Below are 23,837 nucleotides of genomic sequence, written 5' to 3'. Positions count from 1 at the left end.
GAGCGGGCGGGCTGCTCTGCCATCTGGATGATCCAGGGACGCGCCGGCCGAAGCGATCCGCTCGCGCGACCCCCGCCGGCGATGGCCTGTGAGGGACACAACAGGAATTTTGCGTAGTTCGGGCACAACCATTTGGGGTCGTCGGGGATCCCACTCCCCGTCAAGAAAACTCCCGGCCTTCGTCTTGAGGCCGACAGCTTCGAGGAGCAACCCCGACATGCCCGAGACGGGCCGCGGATCCGCCCCGCGCTTCAGCATCATCGTTCCGGTCTACAACGTGCAGGGCTACCTTCGCGCGTGCCTGAACTCGCTGCTGGCGCAGGACTTCTCCGACTTCGAGGTCATCGCGGTCGACGACTGCTCGCCGGACCGCAGTGGCGAGATCCTGGCGGAGTTCGCCGCCCGCGACCCGCGGGTGATCCACGTGCGCCACGAGGAGAACGGTGGCATCGGCGCGGCCCGGAACACCGGCGTACAGCGGGCGCGCGGCGACTATCTGCTGTTCCTCGACAGTGACGACACCTTCACCGCGGGCGCGCTGCGGGCCATGGCCGAGCGGCTGGGAGAAGCGGCGGACCCGGACCTGCTGCTCTTCGACCACGTACGGACCTACTGGTGGCACGCGGTCAAGCCGAGTGCCGTCCGGGAGCTCCTCGCCGAGGCCGGAAAGGAGGTCTTCAAGCCCGCCGAACGCACCGAGTTCCTGCATATGTTCGCGGTGGTGTGGAACCGTGCCTTCCGGCGTGACTTCTTCGTGGACAACGGATTCCGGTACACCGACGGGCTCTACGAGGACGCCCTCATGGTCTATACGACGATGCTCACCGCCGAGCGTGCCGTGTGCATGGACCACGCCTGTGTGGAATACCGCCAGCGCCGGCACGGCAATTCCATGAAGACGCCGGGCCGCAAGCACTTCACGATATTCGACCAGTACCAGCGGCTCTTCGACTTCCTCGACGGCCGGCCGGACCTCGATCATCTGCGGCCGCTGTTCTTCGAGCGTATGGTCAGCCACTTCCTGTTCACCGGTGCGCGGGAGAGCCGGGTGCACGTGCAGGACCGGCCGGAATTCTTCCGCCGTTCCGTGGCGATGTACCGGCGGCACAAGCCCGCGGGATTCACCCCGCCCCCGGAGGTCGACGCCCTCCAGTTCCAGGCGCTGGAACGCGGTTCTTACCGTGTCTTCCAGGCGCTGAATCTGGCCAGCCGTACCCGGAAGAGCGGTCAGCAGCGCCTGCACAAGGCCCAGCGCGCCATGAGCAAGCGGGCCGCGACGAGCTTCTACCGGATGCAGCTGAAGCGCCCCATCGACCAGAACCTCGCCGTCTTCAGCGCCTATTGGAATCGCACCCCGTCCTGCAATCCGCTGGCGATCTACGAAAAGGCCAGGGAACTGGCCCCGCAGCTGCACGGGGTGTGGGTCGTGCGCGAGGACGTCGTGGACACCGTGCCGGACGGTATGGACCACGTCGTCGTCAACAGCCGGCGCTACTGGGAATTGATGGCGCGCGCGAAGTACTTCGTCAACAACGTCAACTTCGCCGACGACGTGGTCAAGCGCAAGGGCCAGGTCCATATACAGACCCATCACGGCACCCCGCTCAAGCGCATGGGCATCGACCAGCAGAAGTATCCGGCCGCCGCCAAGGGAATGAGCATGCGCAAGCTGCTTGAACGGGCCGACCGCTGGGACCTGTCGGTCTCTTCCAACCGGCACACGAGTGAGCAGTGGGAGCGGGTCTATCCCTGTAGCTTCGAGTCCATCGACGCCGGTTATCCGCGCAATGATGTGTTCTTCCGGACCGGGGCCCGGGAAATCCTGGAGATCCGGGAGCGGCTGGGGATCGCCCCCGGCAGCACCGCCGTCCTCTACGCCCCGACGGTGCGCGACTACCAAGTCGGCTATGTGCCGCAGCTGGACCTGGCGAAGCTCACCCGCGAACTCGGCCCGGACATCGTCCTGCTGGTCCGTACGCACTACTTCTACGGTCAGAACCCGCACCTTCAGAAGCTCCAGGAGGAGGGTGCGCTGATCGATGTCTCCCGGCACCCGTCGGTCGAGGAACTGTGCCTCGCCGCGGACGCGCTGATCACGGACTACTCGTCGATCATGTTCGATTACGCCAACCTCGACCGGCCGGTCATCAACTACGCCGACGACTGGGAGACGTATGTCCGCTCCCGCGGGGTCACCTTCGACCTGCTGTCAGGAAAGCCGGGAGACACCCCGGGGATCGTCGCCACCAGCGAGGACGAGCTGATCGAGGCGTTCCGCAGCGGCCGCTGGAACGGCACCGAGGCCGCCGGGCTGCGGGCCGCCTTCCGCGCCCGCTTCTGCATGTGGGACGACGGCCACGCCGCCGAGCGGGTGGTCAACCGGGCCTTCCTCGGCAACCCGGAACTGCTCCCGGCGCCGCTTCCGCTGTCCGAGCGCACCGTCCCGCCGTCCCCGGCCGAGGCCAGGTGTGAGCGGACGCGGACCGGGCACCCGCAGCGGTGAACCACCATGAGGCGACCGGAAGGAGCCGGCACATGCAGCGTCACGAGGTGCCCGACCCGCCACCGCCGGGCCCGCTGGACCCCGTCCACCCCAAGCCCCAGCCGCCGCCGGTCCCCGCCCCGGATCCCGAGCCCGCGCCCCGGCCCGGCCCCGGCCGCGGCCCCGACCGGGTCCGCCGGTGACCGCCCCGGCAGGGCGGAGGGCGCGCGTCCCGCTCGGGAGGCCGGCCCAGGGAGCGCGCTCTACGCTGGGTGAGGAAGCCGGCGACCGGATGCGGTGAGGCGGTGGAAGGCTCGTGGCCGTACGACACCAGCTGATCAGGCGGTCGCCCGAGGAGCTGTGGGCGGTGCTCGCCGACCGCTCCCGCTACCAGGACTGGGTGGTCGGCACCGCGCGTTCGCGGCCGAAGGACGGCGACTGGCCGGAGGTCGGTGCCTCGCTCGAATACACCGTGCGCCTGGGGCCCTGGGAGGCCGCCGGGCACACCGTCGTCCGCCACAGCGATCCGCCGCGCACCCTCGAACTGGAGGTGGACAGCGGCCGGCTGGGCACCGCCCGGATCTCCGTCGAGGTGCGTCCCTGGGGCGCCGATTCCCTGGTCATCGTCGACGAACACCCCCTGGCCGGACCGGGCGGACGGCTGCACAACGCCGCGCTCGACCTGCTGCTTCAGCTGCGCCACCGCAGCATGCTCAGCAGGCTCGCCGAGGTGGCCGAAGAGGCCCCGGTCCGTACACCCGGCGGAGCCTGAACCGCCGCCCCGCCGGGTGCACCACGGCCAGGCGAACAGGAGGCAGCGATGCCGGACGCAGTGGTGATCGGTGCCGGGCCCAATGGACTTGTCGCGGCGAACCTGCTGGCCGACGCCGGGTGGAGCGTGGAGGTGCTGGAGGAGCAGGAGGAGCCGGGCGGCGCGGTCCGCAGCGACCGTGCGGTGCACCCCGACTTCGTCAACGACCTGTGCAGTTCGTTCTATCCGCTGGCCGTCGCCTCCCCGGTCCTCGCCGCCCTGAACCTCTACGAAGAGGGGCTGGTCTGGAGTCACGCGCCCCAGGTGCTGGCCCATCCGCTGACCGACGGCCGCTGCGCGCTGCTGGGCCGCGCCACGGCCGGCACGGCGGCGGGACTGGAGACCTTCGGCACCGGCGACGGCGCGGCCTGGCAGGAACTGTGCGACCTCTGGGACCGGGTCGGCGGCGACCTCCTCGACGCACTGTTCACCCCCTTCCCGCCGCTGCGTGTCCTGGCCCGGCTCGCCGCCCGGCTCCGCGGTGCCGGCGGGCTGCGGCTGGCGCGGATGATGCTGCTGCCCGTACGGCGCCTGGGCGAGGAGGAGTTCCAGGGCGAGGCGGGCCGGCTGCTGCTGGCGGGCAACGCCCTGCACGCCGACCTCGCCCCCGAGGCCACCGGCAGTGGCGGCTTCGGATGGCTGATGTCGATGCTCGGCCAGCACTACGGCTTTCCGGTACCGGCCGGTGGTGCCCAGTCGCTCACCTCCGCCCTGGTGCGGCGGCTGTACCGCCGCGGCGGGGTGCTGCGCTGCGGGGAGCGGGTCGATGAGATCGTCGTACGCTCCGGGCGCGCGGTGGCAGTGCGGACCGCGATCGGTGAGATGGTGCCGGGCCGCCGCGCCGTACTGGCGGATGTGTCCGTGCCCGCCCTGTACGGCCGGCTGGTCGACTCCCGGCACCTCCCCGGAGGGCTGACGGCGGAACTGCGGCGCTTCCAATGGGACTTCGCCACCTTCAAGGTGGACTGGGCGCTCGGCGGCCCGGTGCCGTGGACCGCCGCGGCCGCCGCCACCGCGGGCACCGTGCATCTGGCCGACGGCATGGACGAACTCACCCGCTTCACCGCCCAGATCGCCGCGGGCCAGGTGCCCGACCGCCCGTTCGCGCTGTTCGGCCAGATGACCACCGCCGACGCCACCCGCTCCCCGCCCGGCACCGAGGCGGCCTGGGCCTACACCCACGTACCCCACCGGATCCGGGGCGACGCGGGGGAGCAGGGGATCGGCGGCGCCTGGGGCCAGGGGGACCAGGAAGCGATGGCGGACCGGCTGGAGGAGCAGGTCGAGCGCTTCGCACCGGGCTTCCGGTCCCGGATCAAGGCGCGCCGGATCCTCGCCCCGCCCACGCTGGAGGCGCTGGACGCCAATCTGCACGGGGGCGCCCTCAACGGCGGTACGGCCGCCCTCCACCAGCAGCTGGTGTTCCGTCCGCTGCCGGGTCTCGCCCGTCCGGAAACCCCCGTGGCGGGCCTCTACCTGGCCTCCGCCGGGGCCCATCCGGGCGGCGGGGTGCACGGCGCCCCCGGCGCCAACGCGGCCCGCGCGGCGCTGCGCACCCGCGTACCGGCCCGCGTCCTCAGCCGGGCACAGCGCGCACTCCAGCGCGGCGGTGCAGCACTGGGCGCGCCGGAGGGTTGAAGTGACGGGACGCCAAACTCCCTCCCATGCCGGGCACTTCGGAGCCCGTCCGCTGCCGGCCCCCACTCGGACCCCAGGGCGCAAGCCGGAGTGACCGGTCAGGGCTCAATCCGGAGTGACCGGTCCGGCCGGCAGCGCCGCCAGCAGCATCAGGGCCACATCGTCCTGCCGGTCCACGTCGCCGTGCCGGTTCTCCAGGAGGGAGTCGGCGAGCCGGTCCGGGCTCAGGGGCGGTGCGTCGTTGAGGCGTGCGGCCAGGTCGGCGACGGAGAGGTCCGGATCGGTCCCCGGCGTTTCGATCAGGCCGTCGGTGTAGAGCGCCAGGACGGACCGCGGCGGCAGGGTGACCTCCGTGGCGGAGTACCGGGCCCCGGGCTCGATGCCCAGCAGCAGCCCCGGGGGGACATGCAGCACCGTGGTGTGCCGGTCGGGGTGGCGCAGCAGCGGCGGGGGATGGCCGGCGCCGGCCAGCCGCGCCCGGCGGGTGGGCAGGTCGATGTGGACGTACAGACAGCTGGTGAACAGCCCCGGATCCAGGTCGGTCAGCAGCCGGTTCGTACGGGCCAGCACCTCGTCCGGCGCGGCCCCGGCGGTGGCGTAGGCGCGGACGGCGGTGCGGACCTGCCCCATGAGGGCGGCCGCCGCCGCGTTGTGGCCCTGGACGTCACCGATGACGGCGGCGACGCTGTGCTCGTTGAGGCGGATCAGATCGTAGAAGTCGCCACCGATGTCCATACCGCGGGTCGACGGCAGGTAACGGGCGGCGACGGCGAACCCCGGCACCGGGGGCAGCCCGTGCGGCAGCAGGCCGGCCTGGAGATCGTGCGCCAGCTGCTGCTTGGTGTCGTACAGGCGGGCGCGGTCCAGCGCCTGGGCGATCAGCCCCGCCAGTGAGGTCAGGACCTGGCGTTCCTCCAGGCTGAAGGTGCGGGCCCGGGTGTACGCGAGGATGCAGCAGCCGACCGGGCGGCCGGACACGATCAGCGGCAGCACGGCCCGCGCCGCCTTGCCGGTCAGCCGCGGCAGTCCCGGGTAGTCGTGCTCGATCTCCTCGGGGGACGAGAAGAAGCGGGGCTCCCCGGTGGCGAGGGCGTGGACGGCGGGGCTGTTGGCGGCGCCGAGGGCGACCCCTTCGAAGGCGGCGACCGCCTCGGCGGGGTAGCCGCGATGCCCGATGGTCCGCAGCCGGCCCGCCTCCGCCACGTACATGAGCATGCCTTGGGCGCCGAACGCCGGCACGATCTGGTCGGCGACGAGATCGACCACATCCTGCGTGCCCACGGCCTCGGTGAGGGCCGCTGCGAGATGCAGCACGTGGTAGATCTGCCCGGCCCGCACCGGCACGGCCTCCCCTGGCGCGGGTGCGGGCGCCACCGGGCCGTAGTCCTTGTCCGACGGGCTGATCCACACGCTCAGACCTCTGCTGTCCGGGAAGAGCCGGAAGGTGAGCCAGTGGTGCGGCGGCCGGCTGGCGGTGAACGACGTCGGACGGCGGCTGATCACCGCGGCGCGGTAGCGGTCCTCGAAGGCCGGGTCGCGCAGCCACGGCAGCGCCTCCCAGGGGCGCGCGCCGATCAGCCGGGTGCCCGCCTCGCCGAGCAGCTCCACCGCGCCCCGCGTGACCAGGGTGATCCGTCCTTCCAGGTCGAGGGCGCAGCAGCCGCCGGGCAGCCGCTCCAGGTAGTCGGCCGCCGCCAGCGCCTCGGCCGGGCCCACGGACCGCGCCGGCGGCGGCGTGAGGACCCGCGGCGCCTCGGACGGACCGGAGCCGTCGGGCCGGGGGTGCCGGGCCAGCAGCGCCGCCAGTCGCCGGCACGCGGCCGTCACCGCGTCGCGTTCCGCCGTCGACAGCTCGGACGGATGGCCGGCGGGCCACAGCAGCAGCAAGGCGCCCAGGCTGCCGGCCGGGCTGCTGACCGGGGCCGCCGCCAGCGAGAAGTCGTAGGGCACCGCCACCGCCGTCCGCGGGAAGTCGCGGGCCATCTGCTGCTGGCCGCCCGCCCACACCAGGCGCTGCTCGTGGGTGGCGACGGCGACCGGGATGGGGGCTGCCAGCGCGACCCGGTCCCACGGCGCCAGGAACGGCGCCGGTACCCCGCTCATGACGGTCAGCTGGAGGACCGGCGCGTCGGCCGCCAGCACATAGACCCCGCCGACGGACGCCCCGGCCTCCTCCATCGCACGCAGCAGCGCCCGGCCCACCGGGTCGCCCGCCGGGCCGGGACCGGCCTCGCCGGTCATCGCGCACCTGCGCACTGTCGTCGTGCCATCGAGACCCACTCCGGCCCGCCGGTTGCTCCCCGTGCCGAGACCGTCATGACGTCTCTCCGGGGCAGTGCTGACGTTACGCCGCTCACCGGGCCCCGGCACTCGCTGCCGGGCCGGTACCCGCAGCCTCGGGACCAGGCACTTCGGCTCCAAGATGCGCTCAGCTCAAGCCGCGTATCATGAAGTGGCGCCTCTTTGTAGTGGCGCGGGCAGCATGTCGCCTCCGATTTCGGAGAGGAACATGGCCACAGGCGAAGAGGACGAGACCGAACGAGTCCGGCGTCCGTCCCACAAAAAGACCGCCAAGAAGACCGCCAAGAAGACCGTCAAAAAGACCGCCAAAAGCGCGAGCAGTGTCCGGGCCGGCCACCGCGAGAGCGAAAGCGACAGCGAACCGCGCACGGGCCGTCGTGTTTCGGCGCCACGTGCCATGCGGTACGCGGCGGACCAGCTCAAGGAACTGCTGGGGCGGGCTCCCGAGTCCGTCTCCGCGGTGCAGCCGACAGAGGACGGCTGGCAGGCGGACGTGGAGGTCCTGGAGCTGGAACGCGTCCCCGGGACGACCAGCGTGATGGCGACCTACCGGGTGATGCTGGACAAGGAAGGCGAACTGGTGGCGTACGAGCGCACCCGCCGCTACACCCGCGGCCAGATCGACCGCCGATAGGGCCCCGGGAAGCCACCCAGGAACGTTCGCCGGGGGAACGAGACGGCCGCTCCCCAGGCCGGAGCGAGCCGGTGAAGGGAGGCACCGTGACTGTGGTGCCGCAAAGCGGAGGGACCGTTGCCGCAGGTGGCGGCGCGGGCTCCGGAAACCTCTACGACATCCTCGATCTGATCCTGGACCGCGGTCTGGTGATCGACGCCTTTGTGCGTGTGTCGTTGGTGGGCATCGAGATCCTCAAGATCGACGCCCGCATCGTCGTCGCCAGCGTCGACACCTACCTGCGCTTCGCCGAGGCCTGCAACCGCCTCGACCTGGAGGCGGGACGCAAGGCACCCTCCCAGCTGACCGACCTCGTCGGTGAGGTGACCGAGGGTGGCTCGCACGGCAAGGCGAAGGGCGCGCTGTCCGGCGCCGCGGAAGCGGTGACCGAAGCCCTCAAGGGCGGCGGCGATGACGACGAGGAGCACGAGTCGAGGCGCAAGGAGCCCGCCGAGCGGCGCGAGCGGTCCGCTCGCCGGCCGGCCCGGCGCCGAAAGGAGTGAGGGATGTCGGTCTACGTCTACTCCATCCTCGCGACCACCCATCCGCAGAACCTGGAGGGCCTCCACGGGGTGGGAGACCCCCCGTCCGACCTCCGCACGGTGCAGAGCAAGCAGCTGTCCGCCGTCGTCAGCGACGCCCCGGAGGAGCTGCGGCCCAAACGCCGGGACCTCGGCGCGCACCAGGCCGTCCAGGAACGGCTGATGAACGACGGCACGGTCCTGCCCTTGCAGTTCGGCTTCACGACCACGGACGACGAGGCCGTACGGGCCGTCCTGAAGGAGCGGGCGGACGAATTCGCCGAGCGGCTGGAGGCGTTGGACGGCTGCGTCGAATACCACCTGAAGGCCGCCCAGGACGAGGATGCGCTGCTGCGGCAGATCCTCACGGAGTCGGATCAGGCACGACAGCTCAACGACCAGATCAGAAGCGGCAATGCCGCGCCCGAACTCCCGCTCGCCCTCGGTGAGATGGTCTCCCAGGAAGTGCAGGCACGGCAGGAGCAGCTCGCCGCCGGAGTCCTCGACGCGCTGCGCGGCTTCGCCCGGGAGGAGCGGCTCTCACCACCGACCGGGAACGACTTCCTGAGCGTGTCCTTCCTGGTGGAGCAGGACGACGAGAAGAGCTTCCTCAGTGCGCAGCGGGATCTCGCCGAGGAGCTGGGGGAGGACTTCGACCTCCGGCTGCTCGGCCCGCTGCCCGCCTACAGTTTCGTTTAGGGGGTCCCCATGGGCCTGTTGAGTCACCTTGCCACCCTTCCGCTGGCGCCGGTGCGCGGCGTGGCCTGGGTCATGGAACGCGCCCTGGACGCCGCGGAGCAGGAGTACTACGACCCCGAACCCATCGAGCGGGAGCTCGCCGAGCTCGAACGCGCGCTGCTGGCCGGAGAGATCTCCGAGGAGACCTTCGACCGGCGCGAGGACGAGCTGCTGGACCGGCTGGACGAGATCAGGGCCCATGCCCAGGGCACCAACAGCTGACCGCGGTGGCCGCCGCGGAACGGGAGCGCCGCCCCGCGCTCCCGTCGCAACGCCGGGAAACGAGGTGCAGCGGCCGTGAACGAACCCGTCGCCAGGAGGATGGGCGACTATCCGTCCCGGGCCGGCCCGTACGGCGGGCAGGGCTCGTCGGCCAACCTTGCCGACATCTTGGAGCGGGTCCTGGACAAGGGCATCGTCATCGCCGGCGACATCCAGATCAACCTGCTGGACATCGAACTGCTCACCATCAAACTGCGCCTGCTGGTCGCCTCGGTGGACAAGGCGAAGGAAATGGGCATCGACTGGTGGGAGCACGACCCCTCACTCTCCTCCCGCGCGTCCGACGGCTACCGCTCGCTCGCCGACGAGAACAAACGGCTGCGCGCCGAGATCCGGTCCCTGCGCGAGGGCGACGAACTGCCCGCGGCCGAGGAGGAGGACGAGGAGGAGTACGCGTACGAGGACGAGGACGAAGGGGAGCACGAGGGCGAGGCAGCAGCCGAGGACGAGGAGGACAAGCCCCGTCCCGCCCGCCGCGCCACCACCACCCGTGGCACCCGCGCCAAACGGCCCGAGCCCCGCCCCCGTAGCAAGAAGCGGCGGGACACCTCATGACCGAGGTCATCAGCTATGCGTACGCGGTCGCGCGGGATGCCGGCGGATCGCTGGCGGAGGCGCTGGCCGGGCTGCCGGGGGTCGCGGACTCACCGGTGCATCTGGTGCGGGCCGGGGAGCGCGGTGACGTGGTGGTCGCCGTGAGCCCGGTGCCCGAACAGGACTTCCAAGAGGCCGCGCTGCGCGCCAACTTGGAGGATCTGGAGTGGCTGGAGTCGGTGGCCCGCGCCCATCACCGGGTGATCGAGGCGCTGGCCGCCCGTACCACCGTTCTGCCGCTCCGGCTGGCGACGGTGTATCTCGACGACGAGCGGGTGCGGCGCATGCTGGAGACCCGTCAGCAGGCGTTCGCCGGGCGGCTGGCCGAGCTGGCCGCGCACACGGAGTGGGGCGTCAAGATCTATGCCGAGGCGCCCGCGCCCACCGACCGGCCGGCCCCGCCGCCCGCGGACGCGGACCCGGGCCTGAGCCCCGGACGGGCCTACCTCAGCCACCGCAAGGCACAGCGGCACGCCCGGGAGGACGCCTACCGCGACGCCGAAGAGGCCGCCCGGCGCGTCGAGACCGCCGCCCGCGGATACGCGGTCGACCGGGTCCAGCACCGGGTACAGCAGGGCGAACTCGCCCGCGGGCCGGGCGAGAACGTCGTCAACGACGCCTACCTCGTGCCGCTCGGGCAGGCCGAGAGCTTCCGCGCGGACGTCAGCCGGGCCGCCGAGGGACTGTCCGGGGTGCGGGTGGAGGTCACCGGGCCCTGGGCCCCGTACTCCTTCGCCACGCCGCCCGAGACCGAACCGGTGCGGGGAGCCGCTCCATGAGGCCGGCGGGCGGGCCGCCGGCAACGACGGACGAACCGCTGCCGGACCGGCAGATCGCGCTGATCGATCTGCTGGACCGGCTGCTCAGCGGCGGCGTGGTCCTCACCGGCGATGTCGTGCTCTCGATCGCCGATATCGACCTCGTCCGTATCTCGCTGCGCGCCCTGATCGTCTCCATCAGCGAACAGAACCCCTCCCCGTGGTCCGCCCTCACCACCTCGGTACGGGACGACCATGACGGCTGAGAACCGCCGGCCCGGCAACCGGTTCGACGATGTCGCCGACGCGGCCGACCGGGCCTTCCGTCTGCTGCCCGCGGCACCGCAGGACATTCCGCCGCCCGGCGGCCCGGCGGCCCGGCATCCGGCGCACCGGATCAGCGCCGACCCCGACACGGTGGAGCGGGATCTGATCAAGCTCGTGCTCACCCTGGTCGAGCTGCTGCGGCAGCTGATGGAACGCCAGGCCCTGCAACGCGTCGACGCCGGGGACCTCACCGAGGAACAGGAGGAACGCCTGGGAGCGACGCTGATGATTCTGCACGACCGGATGGTGGAACTCTGCGCCCGCTATGAGCTGACGATGCAAGACCTCAATTTGGATCTCGGGCCGCTCGGGACCCTGCTGCCACCCGCCGAAGAACCCTGAAGGGAGTACGCCATGGGCATCGCGAAGAAGACCAGGAACCTCGGCCATATCGTCGAGGGAAAGGCCAAGGAAACGACCGGGAGAGCCCTCGGAAACAAAGGTCTCCGCAGGCGAGGCAAAGCGGAACAGGCTCTGGGGAAAATGAAGCAGGCGGTGGAAAAGGGCCGGGACACTCTGAAGCACTGACCACCGCGGCCCCGCCGTCGCCCTTTCGCGACGACGGGGCCGGGGCCCTGGGGCGTGCCACCCGCGGCGCCCCGGTCAGGGCTGCCGGCGCGCCTGCTCGGCGGCCGCCCGGCCCGCCTCGGACAGCCCGTTGGCGGAGCCGGTGCCCGGGAAGCCGGCCTTCGTCGCAGGCCCGGCCACCCGCCGCCGGTACGGGCCTCACCGCTGGTTGAAGCGGTCGGCCGCCCGTTCGTTGAGGGCGCCGAGGACACCGCGGAGCCGATGGGCCGGTGGCCGTTCCCCGGCGGCGACCGTCGAACCGTCGACGGTGCCACGCGCACCGTTGCGGGGCAGCACCCGGGCGACCGCGGACACCAGCCGGGTGGTGGTCACCGGCGCCAGCCCGTGCGCCGTGGCGCCGAGCCTGGCCGCCGGTGTCAGCACGATCCGGGGCCGCCGCCGCTGGAGCGCGGTCACGATGCGCTCCGCCGCCCGCTCGGCGTTCATGGACAGCACCGGGGCCCCGGCCAGCGCCGAGAACCAGGCGTACTCCCGGCGGCGGTCCCCGCCGAAGAGGGCGTGCAGATGGGAGCCCGTGCGCATCAGACCGGGGTGCACCGCGGTCACCGTGACACCGTGCGGGGCCTCTTCCGCATGCAGCCCTTCGGCCAGCGCGGCCACCGCGGACTTGGCGCAGGAGTACGGCAGCAGATGCGGCACCGCCAGCAGGCCGCCGACCGAACCGACGAGCGCCAGCCGGCCGCCGGCCGGGCTGCGCCGCAGATGAGGGAGGGCGGCGAGCGCGGTGTTCAGCGCCCCGTTGAAGACGGAGTCCATCGTCTCGTCGAAACCGTCGGAGCCCAGCGCGTCGGCGGGGCCGACCTGGATGATGCCGGCGTTGGCGATGACGATGTCCAGCCCGCCGTGCTCCCCGGCGATCTCCGTGAGACGGTCCTGCACCGCCGTACGGTCCCGCACATCGCACACCACGGCACGCACCGTCCCGCCGCCCCACTGCCTCAGCTTGCCGACGGCCCTGCCGAGCTCGGCCTCGTCCCTGGCCAGCAGCACGACATCGCAGCCGCGCCGCAACAGCTGCCGGGCCAGGAGCAGCCCGAGCCCCCGCGAGCCGCCGGTGACGACAGCGGTGAGCCCTCCGATCGGGGGAGCGGCCGGAAGCACACGCATGATGAGCCCTTCCACTGGACGCGGATCGGCACGGACGGGGCGCGGCCCCACGGGGCGGGGCCGGCCGCGCACACTCTTCGACGGTAGCGGGCGACGCCGCCGCGGGCCTGGCGTACGGCCGCTGAACAGGGCGTTCGCCCGAACGGCTCAGCCCGCGCCGGGCAACTGCACGTACACGGTGCCGTCACCCTCCACTCTCACCCGGAAGGAGGGCTGGGGAGCGGTCGCGGGGCCGGCGAGGTTCGCGCCGTCCGCCAGCCGGAAGACGCTGCCGTGCCAGGGGCAGGTCACACAGCCGTCGGCGAGGGTGCCGTCCGTCAGCGGTCCGGACAGATGGCTGCACCGCCCGGCGAGCACATGGATCTCACCGCCCGTCTGACGCACCACCAGCAACGGCACTTCACCCAGCTCCCGGCGCACGGCCTCACCGACCGGGAAGTCCTCCACCCGGCCCACGGGGTGCCAGCCCTCCTCCAGCAGATGGGGTACCGGCTCCGCCTTGTTGGGGCCCGCCGCCTGCCGGAAGGCGAGATGCCCGCCGAGCAGGCCGCCGGCGCCGGCCACGGACAGCCCGGCGAACCCGAGCAGCTTGCCGCGCACGGTGCTGCCGCGGCCGCGCTGCACCCAGGACCTCGCGTACAGGCCGATGGCCAGGGCCATCGACCCCGCATGCACCAGCCCGGTACGCATCTGGTCCTCGTGCTGCTCGGCCCAGTCCACCCAGCCGGCCCATGCGGCCGGTACGGCCGACAGGACGCCCACCCCCACCAGGAGGCGGGCGCCGCGCCGGGTGCCCGGGACGGTGTCCAGCACCGCGGCGGACATCCAGGCGCCCATCGGCAGCTGCACCAGCGCCGGGTGCAGCGGATGACCGATCGGCAGGCCGTGCAGCACATCGCGGAAACGCCCCAGGGGCAGGCCGCGCACCACCCGCTGCACCGGGCCGATCACGGCGTCCAGCTGCTCCCAACGGCCCAGCGAGTCAAGTGATTTCACGAGTGCGGAGCTCATTCCTCCTCCGCCTCCTCGTCTTCCTCTTCCTCATCCCATTCGCCGTCCTCGTCCTCCTCTTCCTCCTCGCCTTCCTCGTCCTCGTCCGCGGCTTCGTCCTCGTACTCGCCGTCCTCGTCGTACTCCTCGTCCTCGCCTTCGCGCTCTTCGCCCTCGCGTTCCTCGGCCTCTTCGTCCTCGATGGCCTCTTCGTGGGTCCGTACGACCTCGCCCTCGCGGATTTCGCCGCGCCAGCCCTCCGGCTCTTCGTCGGTGAGCGTGACGTAGCGCTGGAAGTGCTTGAAGTCCAGCCGCAGTCGCCGGCCCTGGGCGCGCCAGATATTGGCGGTCTTCTCGAAGAATCCCGAGGCGTAATACTCGACGACCAGCACGATGCGGGTCAGATTGGGCGCCAGTTCGTGGAAGCTGACGGCACCGCGGGTCGTTCCCTTGGCGCCCTCGGACGTCCAGATGATGCGTTCGTCCGGCACCTGCTCCTGGACGGTGGCCTTCCAGCCCCGTGTCGACGGACCGACCTTGGCCTTCCAGTCACTGGTCGTCTCATCGTGCATCGACACATTGCGGACGCCCTTGGTGAAGCCGCTGAACTTCTCGTACTGCGTCCAGTGGTCGTAGGCGGTGCGCAGCGGCACCCCGACGTCGAGGACTTCGATGATGTTGGTGACCTTCTGGTCCCCCGATTTGCGCTTTCCCTTTCCGCCGCCGAAGAGCTCCTTGGCCTTTCCGGCAACGGTGTCCTTGACGTTCTCCGCCGTCCCCTTGACGGCGGCCTTGATGGGCGAGTCACCGCCCAGGAGATTGCCCGCGATCTTGGACATCGATCCGCCGTTCTCGGCGACATCGGCGAGCTGTCCGGTCACATCCGTCAGTTTGTCGCCGGCCTTTTCGGCCAGGTTCCCCACCCATTGCGTCGCGTAGTTCCCCAGTTCCTCTCGCAGCCGATCGAGGCCCGAGCCCACGTTGTCCTGTCCCGTCTTGGCCATGACCGGTTACCTCCGGCGCTCGACGCGCGATGCTGTCTTCTTGGCACTCTTCTTCGCAGGAGCTGCCTTTTTCTGCGCGGCAGTCTTCTTCGCGGGAGCCTTCTTGGCGGCGGCCTTGCCTGCCGTCTTCTTTGCCGCGGTCGTCTTGCCCGCGGTCTTCTTCGCTGCCGTCTTCTTCGCGGCGGTCTTCTTTGCCGGGGCCGCCTTCTTGGCTGTCTTCTTCGCGGCTGTCTTCTTCGCGGCCGTCTTCTTTGCCGCGGTCTTCCGGCCGGCGGCCGCCTGCTTCCCGGCGGCCTTCTTGGCGGGCGGACCACCCTGCTTCCGTGCGGCGGCTCGTGGCGTTCGCCGGCGCGGCCGCTCCTCGGGTTCCTCTTCCTCCTCCTCGGGCTCCTCCTCCGCACCCTCGCCCTCGTCGTACTCCTCTTCCGGCTCCTCTTCCTCCTCGGGCTCCTCCTCTTCCTCCTCCGGCTCTTCCTCCTCGTCATACTCGAATTCCCCCTCTTCCTCCTCCCCTTCCTCTTCCTCCTCCGGGCCGAATTCCAGCGCGCGGGTACGGTCGTGGAGGGTGTCGGCGAGCGTCTCCAGACGGCGGTTGGCCGCGGTCGTCAGGGCCTTCCGTCCGACGTCCAGCACCTCTCCGCGCAGCTGGTCCCCCAGCTCTGCGACCTGGGGGATCTCACTGAGCTTGCGCATCCCCTGGGCCACGAGCTGGCGTGGTTCGAGCCCGAATTGACGCCCGGCGATGTAGGACGCCGCGGTGAGCGCGAACCGGCCCTTCTTCGTCCGGCCCAGCACATAGCCACCGGCCAGGGCGGCGGCCAGCAGGACCTTGGTTCCGTCGTTCATGGGTACGTCACCTTTTCCCGGCCGTGCAATCGATGGACGTCTGTGCAGGGCCCCGCCACGCGATGGCATCGTTCTGCCCTACTCTCCAGAGTGATCGGAGTCGTGACCTCCGCATCTTGAGCGGGCTGAAAGGCCCCCCGGGACCACGCTGTGAGAGGGCCCGGTCCCGCTGGGTGGCCGGGTCATGGCGCCGTGACCGTCGGTCGTCGCCGACCCGGGAGAGGGGCCACGGCGGCGGGCGCACGGCAGGTGTGCGGGACCTCCGCAACGGCCCTAGGCTCGGAATATGCCGGGAACACGCCGTGCACCGTCTCGTGTGGGAGTAGGGGGAGCGCGGTGTGTTCGCCGGTGCCTGACATCGCTGCGGCTGTCGGCCCTGGCAGCGGTGGTGGCGCTGCTCTGTGTCTTCGCGGGAACTCCGGCCGCGGGGGCCGTCGATGACCCGCGGCTGACGCCGTTCTACCAGCAGACACTGTCCTGGGAGCCCTGTGGTCAGGTCCTCCGGAACGGCGCGCAGAGCGACGGCGCCTCCCAGCCGCCCGGCTTCCGGGAACGCCTGGAGTGCGCCCGGATGGAGGTGCCGCGGGACTACGCCAACCCCGGGCGGAGCACGATGCAGGTCCAGCTGATCCGGCTGAAGGCGACCGGGCCCGGCGCGCACCTCGGCTCACTGGTGATCAACCCCGGCGGGCCGGGTGCTTCCGGCGTCAACTATCTGATCGACAGCGGCAGCGCCTTCGCCCGGCTGAACCAGCGCTACGACATCGTCAGCTTCGACCCGCGCGGCACCGGCCACACCGAACCCATCTCCTGCGGCAGCAAACTCGCCACCGGCGGCAACGACACCCTCGCGACGAAGGAGAAGCGCATCAACGAGGCCTGCGGCCGGTACTCCGGCGGGCTGCTGCGCTGGGTCGGCACCCCCGATGTCGCCCGGGACATGGACGTACTGCGCGCCGCCGTCGGCAACGACAAGCTCAACTACCTGGGATTCTCCTACGGCAGCAAGCTGGGCGCGGTATACGCCCATGAGTTCCCCGACAAGGTCGGCCGGATGGTCCTGGACAGCGTCGAGGACCCGACCAAGAACACCTGGCAGACCGCACTGGCCCAGGCCCGGGGCTTCCAGCGGGCGCTGGACGACTTCGCCGCCGACTGCCTCCAGAGCGCGGACTGCCCGCTGGGCACCGACAAGCGCGGGGCACAGGAGCAACTGCGCACGTGGTACCAGGAGTTGAGCGAACGGCCGATGAAGGTGAAGGGGGAGACGGTGGATGAGACCACCTATGTGTATGCCTTGCGGGAGGCCCTGTACAGCAGAAGCGACTGGCCGGCGCTGCGCCAGGCGCTGGCGCAGCTGCGGCGGGGCGACGCCGCCGGGATCCTCCGTCTGAGCGAGAGCGGCGGCGGCAGCGCCGCCCGTACGGTCCCGGCACCGCAGGTCGGGCGGGACGAGCTACCGCCGCAGGACCAGCTGGCCCTCCGGGCGATCTCGTGCCGGGACACCTCGGAACGCTATGGCGCCGACGACTACCCCCGGGCGGAGCGCGAACTCACCAAGGCATCCCCGCTCTTCGGCCCGGACATCGCCCCGCTCCTGCTGGACTGCTACGACTGGCCGGTGGCGGGCGACGACTCCTCCCGCGAGGTCGCCGCGCCCGGTGCGCCGCCCCTGCTGCTCGTCGCGACCAGCAACGACCCGGCGACGCCCTACGAGGGTGCCTTCAACATGGCCCGTGAGCTGGGCAATTCCAGTGTCGTGCTGACCTTCCACGGGGAGGGACATGCCGCCTACACCACCGGAGACCTCTGTGTGCAGCGCCATGTCGACGACTTCCTGCTGAACGGGGTCCTGCCGAAGCCCGGTACGTCCTGCGGCTGAAGAGCCGGCCCGACGGCGGAACGAAGGCCGCATGACCGGGAGTTACTTGTAGTAGCGGGTGTCCTCGACATCGACGACCGGGGCGCCCGGGGACGGCGGCTGGGTGCGCCGCCGCTTCAGAATGCTCACATAGGTCGCGAGCCCGATGATGCCGACGATCATCATGATGATGCCGACCAGGTCAACGTTGATGCCGGCCATGTGCCAGTCCACCGCGAAGGTGAGAATCGCCCCCACCGCGAGCAGACCGATGCATCCGCCGATACCCATGGCGTCAGCCTCCATAACTGTATGGGCAGTAAGGCCTGATGACGCTCGCGTACCCCGCGGCGGACGCCTTATGTGCACAGCCGGGGCGGGCGGCCACCGGCGGCCCGGGGCCCCGGGGGAGGCTCAGCCGGCCTTCCGCCCACCCCTGCTCGCGGTCTTCTTGGCCGCGGTCTGCTTCTTGGCGGCGGACTTCTTGGCGGCGGTTTTGGTGGCGGCGGTCTCGGTGGCGGTGGACTTCTTCGCGGTGCTCTTCTTCGCCGCGCTCTTCTTCGCGGTACGGCCGGACGCCGGGCCGGCCTCCTCGTCCTCGCCGCGGGACCGCTTGGCCGCCCGGACGCTGTCCTGAAGCGCCGACATCAGGTCCATGACCTCTCCAGCGGGCTGCTCCTCGCCGGCCGGGAATTCCGGCTCGCGGTGCGCCAGCTTGGCCGCCACGATCTCTTCGAGTGACTCCCGGTAGTGATCGTGCAGATCGTCCTCGGACAGCTCGCCGAAGGAGTCCATCAGGGCCTCGGCGGCCGACACCTCGTTGCGGGCGACCTCCGCCTGCCGCTCGGGCAGCACCCCGTCCATCGAACGGATCTGGTGCGGCCACAGCAGCACCTGCATGACCAGCGCGCCCTCCATCGGGCGGATCATCGCGAGGGTCTCCCGCCCGTGCAGCGCGATCTTGCCGAGCCCGACGCGCTGATGCCGCTCCATTGCCTCCCGCAACAGCACATAGGGCTTGGCCGCGGCGGGGCTGTCGATGCCCAGGTAGTAGCCCTTGCCCATCTGTAGCGGGTCGATGTCGCCGCCGGCGACGAAGGCCAGGATCGTCAGGGTCTTCGCGGTGGGCAGCGGCAGCGCGTCCAGATCCTCGTCGCTGAGCGGGACGACCGTGTCGCCGTCCCCGGGCTTGTACCCCCGGCCGATCTCGTCCTGGGTGATCTCCACGCCCTCCAGCGAGCACACCGGCTGGTTGCGCACCCGTCCGCCGTCCGCCGTATGGATCCGCACAAAGCTCACCGACGCGGAGGTGTCCGTGGCGTTGTACGCGGCGACCGGGATCGTGACCAGGCCGAAGCTGATGGAGAACTTCGCCGTGGGGCGCATGGGGGCCGCCTTCATCGGAGCCATTCGGCACCATGCTAGGCGGGGCGGACGGACCGTACATCCCGGGCGGTACCGGGTGCGCCGAACGGGTGGCGGCGGCCGCGGATGCCCCTCGCCGCTGCGGCGCCTTCCGCCGGTTCAGCTGGGCCGGGCGGTGACCCGGCCCTCCCGGACCGCGTCCGCGAGCGCCTGGTGATCGCGCTCGTTCTGGTCCGCGTAACGCTCCGCGAAGCGCACGAGCGCCTCGTCGAAGACCGTTCCCTGCCCGAGGTAGCCGGCGATCGCGATCCGGTCGCCGGACCGGGCGTGCGCGCGGGCCAGCGTGGCACCGCAGCGCACCGCGAACCGCCGCATGCCCGTCGGCACCATCATGTCCACCGGCATGATGCCCTTCCAGTCGCGCAGCTGGCGTACGTAGAAGTCGCGTTGGCGGCCGTCGATCCCGGAGACCCTCTCCCAGCCGAGGAAGATGTCACTGGCGGCCTGCATCAGCCGCTGGCCGGTCACGACGCGTTCGCCCTGGTTGGGGTGGACGGACGCGCCGGCGTACGGGGCGAGCACCGACTCGTCGGCCTCCTTGGCCTGGAGCAGCAGCGGGTCGTCCGCGTCCTTGCCGAGCAGCAGCACGATCCAGCAGCGGGTGCCCACACTGCCGACGCCCACGACCTTGCGGGCCACATCGACCACCCGGTACTGCTCCAGCAGCCGCCGGTGGTCCGAGCGCAGACTGCCGGCGTAGCCCTGGATCAGCCCGCGGATCCGGTCCTCCAGCTCCTCGCGCTCCACCTCCGGCAGCAGATCGTCCAGCGGCACGATCAGCGGGGGATCGGCGGCGATCCGGGCCCGCCCGCCGCTCTTCTTGGTCAGCTTGCGGAACGCCTCCACGGTGTCGTGCGTACGGGCCTCCGCGATGACCCGGGCCAGCCCCGCCCGGCCCCTGCTGCCCAGCTCCTGCGCCTCCTCGGCCTGCACGTCGGCCATGTCGGCATGGGCGTACCAGACCTCCAGGGTCCGCAGGCCGGCGTACTGGCGCATCCGGTCGCGGTAGGACGCACAGGCGGCCCGGACGATGCCGGCCCGGACCGTCTCGCTGAAACCGTTGCCGCGGCCCGCGATGGCGAAGCTGGCCGCCAGCCGTTTGACGTCCCACTCCCACGGCCCGGGCAGGGTCTCGTCGAAGTCGTTGATGTCGAACATCAGATGCCGCTCGGGGGAGGCCAGCAGCCGGAAGTTCAGCAGATGGGCGTCCCCGCACAGCTGGGTCCGCAGCCCCGTTGACGGGGTCGTCGCCAGATCCGCCGCCATGATGGCGGCGGCACCGCGGTAGAAGCGGAACGGCGACTCCAGCATCCGCCCGTAGCGGATGGGTACCAACTCCGGTACCCGGACCGCGGATTGCCGCTCGATGATGTCCACCGGGTCGGCGCGGTCGGCGGTGGGCCGGAATTCCGCATGATGGGAGCGGGGCACTTCGGAGCGAAGTGCCCTGCCCTGTTCTGCGCGTTCCTGTGCGGTGGGTCCGGTAGCCATGGCCGGTGCCGGAGGGTTCAGCTCACCTGGTGGCGGCGTGGCGGTGGTTATCCGTACACAGCGCCCAGATGATGAAGATGTCGATGGCGATCAGCACGATGGCCCAGAACGGGTAGTGCGGAATCCACAGGAAGTTCGCGAGCGCCCCCAGGCCGGCCAGGATCACACCGATGATCCGTGCCCACATCGCCCCGGTCGCGAGCAGTGCGACGCCCGCGAGCAGGATGACGATGCCCAGGATGAGATGGATCCATCCCCAGCCCGTGAGGTTGAAGGAGAAGACGTAGTTCTGCGTGGTGACGAAGACATTGTCCTTGGCGATGGCGGAGATGCCTTCCAGGAAGGCCATCGCGCCACCGAAAATCATCAGGACCGCGGCGAACGCCGTCCAGCCGCCCACATATCGCTTCTGAGTGGCCATGGGTCACTCCTCACTTGAGAAACCTGGCCGTCCTTACCGGACCCGCCGGTGACCAGCAGTGTTTTCCACGTTTACACAGGGTCCGGTCGGCCGCATGTCAGGGACGCTCGAAGCCCTGGAGCACCCCGGCCACCGCGAAGCACAGGGCTCCCGTGAGAGTGCCCCAGTTGGCGACACCGACGCTGATCTCACTGCCGGTCTCCGGACGGGTGAACGCGGCCACCGCGGAGACCATGAAGAGCACCGACCCCAGCTGATTGACCGCGACGATCCACCACCCGAGGCTGCGCCGGTGGACGCACGGCCGGCCGTGGCAGATCTCGGCGATCGCCAGATGACCCGAGATCAGGAACAGCAGACAGCCGATCATGTCGGGCGCCCAGACCAGCCGGTTCAGCTGCTGGGACGTGAGCCCCTGGAGAAAGGAGTCCAGCAGATTGACGCCGAACACCAGCGTCCCCGCGAACAGCACGAACGTACTGAGCCAGTCGATCCGGCCCGGCTCGTAGCTCCACCACCGGAAGTGGTGCGTGGTCAGCGCACCGGCCGTGCTCTCCCGGCGCGGGGCGTTGATGGCCTGAACGAGTGAGGCATAGCCGCCCAGGGTGAAGAACACCCCGCCGACGAAGTAGATCGTGGCGCTGGTGGTCGGGCTGGCGCTCAGCTGGGCGAGCGCCGCGCCGAGGGCGAAGAGGGCCCCGCCGACCGTGAAGGAGACCGCGGCCACGCCGTTGAGCCTGCGCAGCCGGTCGAGCGCCGCGGGGCCGGCGCGCCGCGCACGGGTCTCGGTGGCGCCCTCGGGCCGTACGGCGAGCGTCCCGCGCTTACGGGCCGCCCGCGACTCCCAGACGGCGGTGCCGCCCTCTTCGAGGCGCCAGGTCAGCCGGGAGACGAACGGTCCCGCACCCTCGGCACGCTCCTCGGAATTCCGCACCCGCCGAGCGTAGAACCTGTCCGGTGGGTCGGCGCGGGCACTGACCCACGGGCAGGCCCCGGCGGTCCGTCGGGGGACCGCCGGGGCCTGCCTCGTCAGCGTGGTGCGGACGTACCCCGCAACTCCGGGGCGGGCGGGACGGAGGTGCCGGGTGGCGCGGTCCGTCCCGCGGTGCCAGGGGCCGGGAGCGGATCGGGTGCGGGGCCGGGCTCCGGTCCCGGCGTCGGATGGGGCGGGACCGGGTCCGGCTCGGGACGTGGTGGCTGCGGGGGCACCGGATCGGGGCCGGGTGCGGGGACCGGGCCGGGTCCCGGGCCCGGCATGGGTCCTGGTGGCCCGGGGCCCGGGCCCGGCGTGGGCGGGACCGGGTCCGGATGGGTGATGCCCGGCGGTCGTGCTGGCTGTCGCACCGTCATGAGCTCCTCACACGTCGCTCCTCCGCGGCCGGGCGCCCGGCGCCCGCTCCGCGCGGCATGCTGGTTCTCCTTGCCGATCCCGCGCCGGCCATGCGGCACACGGCGTACGGACTCCGCGAGGTACCTCCTCACTGTGCGACGCCCCGGACCGCCCGGCGACACGGACGGCGAACGGCCGCACCGCGCCCGGACTTCGAAGCCGTACGGGAGGCCGCCCGGCAACTCTGCGGACTGCTCGGCGAACTCGGGCTGCCCGCAGCCCTGATGACCACGGGATCGAAGGGCCTGCACGTCCTCGTGCCGCTGGACGGCAAGAGCGGGGCACCCGGTCCACCACGTCCATCACCAGCCGGTACCGGTCGAGATCGTTGCGGACGACCATGTCGAAGGGCGTGGTCGTGGTGCCCTCCTCCTGGTAGCCGCGGACATGCAGATTCGCGTGTCCGGCGCGGCGGTAGCAGAGCCGGTGGATCAGCCACGGGTAGCCGTGGTAGGCGAAGATGACCGGCTTGTCGCGGGTGAACAGCGCGTCGTACTCGGGGTCCGGCATACCGTGCGGATGCGCCCCCGACGGCAGCAGCCGCGCCATGTCGACGACATTGACCACCCGCACCGCCAGCTCCGGCAGATGCCGGCGCAGCAGCCCGGCGGCGGCCAGCGTCTCCTGGGTGGGGACGTCCCCGGCGCAGGCCAGCACCACTTGGGGGTCGCTGCTGCCGTCCTCGGTGCCCGCCCACTGCCAGGCACCGGCGCCGCGTGCGCAATGGGCGCGGGCCTCGTCGAGCGTGAGCCAGTCGAAGCCCGGCTGTTTGCCGGCCACGATCACATTGACGTAGTCACGGCTGCGCAGCGCATGGTCGGCCACCGCGAGCAGGGTGTTGGCGTCCGGCGGCAGATAGACCCGGACCACCTCCGGACTCTTGTTGAGGATGTGCTCGACGAAGCCGGGGTCCTGGTGCGAGAACCGTTGTGGTCCTGCCGCCAGACGTGTGAGGTGAGCAGGTAGTTCAGCGAGGCGAGGGGCCGCCGCCAGGGCAGCCGGCGCGCGGTCCGCAGCCATTTGATGTGCTGGTTGACCATGCAGACCGCCGTTGGCGTGCGGAGAGGCACCGAGCCGGCGCGACCCCTCGGGCACACCCGCCAGCACCTCGGGACGCGGCCGGCCGCCCTCGTCGAACAGCTCCTGTCGTTCCGGCCGGGGATTCCGCGTCGTGCATGCTCAGCTCCTCCTCAGGGGGGCGTGCATCGGGCGTGTCATCGCGGGCACGGTGCGGGCGCCGACCCGGGCAGGGCTCTGCCGTGCGCCGGGCGGCGGTACCCGGGGTCAGTCGGGTGGCTCGGGCGCCGGGTGCTCGCCCGGCTCCGCGCCGGGCGGCTCCTCGGGTGCCGGTGCCGGCTCGTCCGGTTCCGGCGCGGCGGGGACCGGCTCGCCGGGGCCCGGGTCGTGCGGCACCGGTTCGGGCTTGCTCGGCACCGGCCCCGGCCCCTTGGGCTCCGGTTCGGTGGTCATGGTGTCAGCGGTCATCAGGGTCATAGCGCTCTCCTTCCTCTCCATCGTCCGTCCAGTGCCCGGGGTCGGCCCGTTCAGGACATCAACGCGGGGCGCGCTCAGGAGCCGCGCGCCGGTAC

Annotated in this window: 25 protein-coding genes and 2 pseudogenes; 15 read left to right on the top strand and 12 right to left on the bottom strand. The window is 71.4% G+C overall.

Annotated elements, in window-relative coordinates:
• Positions 1–217: 217 nt before the first annotated feature.
• The 4 genes from AC3EUV_RS24260 (at position 218) to AC3EUV_RS24245 (ending at position 4,931) form a co-directional block, all read left to right on the top strand.
• Positions 218–2,503 carry a bifunctional glycosyltransferase/CDP-glycerol:glycerophosphate glycerophosphotransferase gene (locus AC3EUV_RS24260; RefSeq protein ID WP_435603892.1) on the top strand — a complete coding sequence of 762 codons (2,286 nt, stop codon included), beginning with the start codon at positions 218–220 and terminating at the stop codon, positions 2,501–2,503.
• A gap of 32 nt (positions 2,504–2,535) precedes the next feature.
• Positions 2,536–2,685 (top strand): hypothetical protein, encoded by a 150-nt coding sequence (locus AC3EUV_RS24255; protein ID WP_435603891.1) that lies wholly within the window; start codon positions 2,536–2,538, stop codon positions 2,683–2,685.
• Positions 2,686–2,798: 113 nt separating this feature from the next.
• Positions 2,799–3,254, top strand: a complete 456-nt coding sequence (locus AC3EUV_RS24250; protein WP_432143305.1) for an SRPBCC family protein — start codon at positions 2,799–2,801, stop codon at positions 3,252–3,254.
• A 48-nt stretch (positions 3,255–3,302) separates the two neighbouring features.
• Positions 3,303–4,931, top strand: a complete 1,629-nt coding sequence (locus AC3EUV_RS24245; RefSeq protein WP_435603890.1) for a phytoene desaturase family protein — start codon at positions 3,303–3,305, stop codon at positions 4,929–4,931.
• 105 nt (positions 4,932–5,036) lie between these two features.
• Here the strand turns inward: AC3EUV_RS24245 and AC3EUV_RS24240 are convergent, their stop codons facing one another.
• Positions 5,037–7,172, bottom strand: a complete 2,136-nt coding sequence (locus AC3EUV_RS24240; protein ID WP_435603889.1) for a SpoIIE family protein phosphatase — start codon at positions 7,170–7,172, stop codon at positions 5,037–5,039.
• A 268-nt stretch (positions 7,173–7,440) separates the two neighbouring features.
• Between AC3EUV_RS24240 and AC3EUV_RS24235 the strand changes: the two genes are divergently transcribed.
• From AC3EUV_RS24235 to AC3EUV_RS24195, 9 genes are all read left to right on the top strand, one after another.
• On the top strand, positions 7,441–7,866 hold the full coding sequence (locus AC3EUV_RS24235; protein ID WP_432143308.1) for a gas vesicle protein GvpO: 426 nt from the start codon (positions 7,441–7,443) through the stop codon (positions 7,864–7,866).
• 86 nt (positions 7,867–7,952) lie between these two features.
• Positions 7,953–8,408 carry a gas vesicle structural protein GvpA gene (locus AC3EUV_RS24230; protein ID WP_432143309.1) on the top strand — a complete coding sequence of 152 codons (456 nt, stop codon included), beginning with the start codon at positions 7,953–7,955 and terminating at the stop codon, positions 8,406–8,408.
• A 3-nt stretch (positions 8,409–8,411) separates the two neighbouring features.
• Positions 8,412–9,125: a GvpL/GvpF family gas vesicle protein gene (locus AC3EUV_RS24225; RefSeq protein ID WP_432143310.1), complete on the top strand. Its 714-nt coding sequence runs from the start codon at positions 8,412–8,414 to the stop codon at positions 9,123–9,125.
• Between the two features lie 9 nt (positions 9,126–9,134).
• Positions 9,135–9,386 (top strand): gas vesicle protein GvpG, encoded by a 252-nt coding sequence (locus tag AC3EUV_RS24220; RefSeq protein WP_387249115.1) that lies wholly within the window; start codon positions 9,135–9,137, stop codon positions 9,384–9,386.
• A 99-nt stretch (positions 9,387–9,485) separates the two neighbouring features.
• Positions 9,486–10,001: a gas vesicle protein gene (locus tag AC3EUV_RS24215; RefSeq protein ID WP_432143370.1), complete on the top strand. Its 516-nt coding sequence runs from the start codon at positions 9,486–9,488 to the stop codon at positions 9,999–10,001.
• A complete protein-coding gene (locus tag AC3EUV_RS24210; RefSeq protein WP_432143311.1) occupies positions 9,998–10,819 on the top strand; it encodes a GvpL/GvpF family gas vesicle protein in 822 nt (273 codons plus the stop codon). Before AC3EUV_RS24215 ends, AC3EUV_RS24210 begins: the two co-directional genes overlap by 4 nt.
• Entirely contained in the window at positions 10,816–11,064 is a 249-nt protein-coding gene (locus AC3EUV_RS24205) for a gas vesicle protein (protein ID WP_432143312.1), read from the top strand. Before AC3EUV_RS24210 ends, AC3EUV_RS24205 begins: the two co-directional genes overlap by 4 nt.
• A complete protein-coding gene (locus tag AC3EUV_RS24200; RefSeq protein ID WP_432143313.1) occupies positions 11,054–11,467 on the top strand; it encodes a gas vesicle protein K in 414 nt (137 codons plus the stop codon). The genes AC3EUV_RS24205 and AC3EUV_RS24200 overlap by 11 nt, the downstream gene beginning before the upstream one ends.
• Positions 11,468–11,479: 12 nt before the next feature.
• Entirely contained in the window at positions 11,480–11,653 is a 174-nt protein-coding gene (locus tag AC3EUV_RS24195; RefSeq protein ID WP_432143314.1) for a CsbD family protein, read from the top strand.
• A gap of 198 nt (positions 11,654–11,851) precedes the next feature.
• Here the strand turns inward: AC3EUV_RS24195 and AC3EUV_RS24190 are convergent, their stop codons facing one another.
• The 4 genes from AC3EUV_RS24190 to AC3EUV_RS24175 form a co-directional block, all read right to left on the bottom strand.
• Positions 11,852–12,820, bottom strand: a complete 969-nt coding sequence (locus tag AC3EUV_RS24190) for an SDR family NAD(P)-dependent oxidoreductase (RefSeq protein ID WP_432143315.1) — start codon at positions 12,818–12,820, stop codon at positions 11,852–11,854.
• A gap of 147 nt (positions 12,821–12,967) precedes the next feature.
• The gene (locus tag AC3EUV_RS24185; protein ID WP_432143316.1) at positions 12,968–13,831 is read right to left on the bottom strand and encodes a Rieske (2Fe-2S) protein; all 864 of its coding nucleotides are present in this window, start codon (positions 13,829–13,831) and stop codon (positions 12,968–12,970) included.
• Entirely contained in the window at positions 13,828–14,814 is a 987-nt protein-coding gene (locus AC3EUV_RS24180) for an SRPBCC family protein (RefSeq protein ID WP_432143317.1), read from the bottom strand. The genes AC3EUV_RS24185 and AC3EUV_RS24180 overlap by 4 nt, the downstream gene beginning before the upstream one ends.
• Before the next feature lie 6 nt (positions 14,815–14,820).
• Entirely contained in the window at positions 14,821–15,660 is an 840-nt protein-coding gene (locus AC3EUV_RS24175; protein WP_432143318.1) for a histone protein, read from the bottom strand.
• A 385-nt stretch (positions 15,661–16,045) separates the two neighbouring features.
• On the opposite strand from AC3EUV_RS24175, the gene AC3EUV_RS24170 reads away from it, so the two are divergent.
• Positions 16,046–17,542, top strand: a complete 1,497-nt coding sequence (locus AC3EUV_RS24170; protein WP_432143319.1) for an alpha/beta hydrolase — start codon at positions 16,046–16,048, stop codon at positions 17,540–17,542.
• 42 nt (positions 17,543–17,584) lie between these two features.
• Here the strand turns inward: AC3EUV_RS24170 and AC3EUV_RS24165 are convergent, their stop codons facing one another.
• The 5 genes from AC3EUV_RS24165 to AC3EUV_RS24145 all read right to left on the bottom strand — a co-directional run bounded on the left by AC3EUV_RS24165 (position 17,585) and on the right by AC3EUV_RS24145 (position 21,792).
• Positions 17,585–17,812 (bottom strand): DUF6458 family protein, encoded by a 228-nt coding sequence (locus AC3EUV_RS24165; RefSeq protein WP_042160310.1) that lies wholly within the window; start codon positions 17,810–17,812, stop codon positions 17,585–17,587.
• Between the two features lie 123 nt (positions 17,813–17,935).
• Positions 17,936–18,907 carry a non-homologous end joining protein Ku gene (gene ku, locus AC3EUV_RS24160; protein WP_435603927.1) on the bottom strand — a complete coding sequence of 324 codons (972 nt, stop codon included), beginning with the start codon at positions 18,905–18,907 and terminating at the stop codon, positions 17,936–17,938.
• A gap of 138 nt (positions 18,908–19,045) precedes the next feature.
• Positions 19,046–20,437, bottom strand: coding sequence for a DUF2252 domain-containing protein (locus tag AC3EUV_RS24155; RefSeq protein ID WP_435603888.1), 1,392 nt, complete (start codon positions 20,435–20,437; stop codon positions 19,046–19,048).
• 22 nt (positions 20,438–20,459) lie between these two features.
• Positions 20,460–20,858 (bottom strand): DUF7144 family membrane protein, encoded by a 399-nt coding sequence (locus tag AC3EUV_RS24150; protein ID WP_435603887.1) that lies wholly within the window; start codon positions 20,856–20,858, stop codon positions 20,460–20,462.
• Between the two features lie 97 nt (positions 20,859–20,955).
• Positions 20,956–21,792 (bottom strand): hypothetical protein, encoded by an 837-nt coding sequence (locus tag AC3EUV_RS24145; protein ID WP_432143322.1) that lies wholly within the window; start codon positions 21,790–21,792, stop codon positions 20,956–20,958.
• A gap of 605 nt (positions 21,793–22,397) precedes the next feature.
• On the opposite strand from AC3EUV_RS24145, the pseudogene ligD reads away from it, so the two are divergent.
• Positions 22,398–22,526, top strand: a pseudogene (gene ligD, locus AC3EUV_RS24140) (non-homologous end-joining DNA ligase LigD); the annotation flags it as partial.
• 1 nt (position 22,527) lies between these two features.
• Here ligD and AC3EUV_RS24135 read toward each other — a convergent pair.
• Together AC3EUV_RS24135 and AC3EUV_RS24130 are read right to left on the bottom strand one after the other, a co-directional pair.
• Positions 22,528–23,288 (bottom strand): annotated as a pseudogene (locus AC3EUV_RS24135) (phosphoketolase family protein); the annotation flags it as partial.
• A 244-nt stretch (positions 23,289–23,532) separates the two neighbouring features.
• Positions 23,533–23,742 (bottom strand): hypothetical protein, encoded by a 210-nt coding sequence (locus AC3EUV_RS24130; RefSeq protein WP_432143323.1) that lies wholly within the window; start codon positions 23,740–23,742, stop codon positions 23,533–23,535.
• Positions 23,743–23,837 lie beyond the last annotated feature (95 nt).

It is taken from the genome of Streptomyces sp. bgisy130 (assembly GCF_057708345.1).
This window is presented reverse-complemented; position numbering and strand designations above follow the sequence as displayed.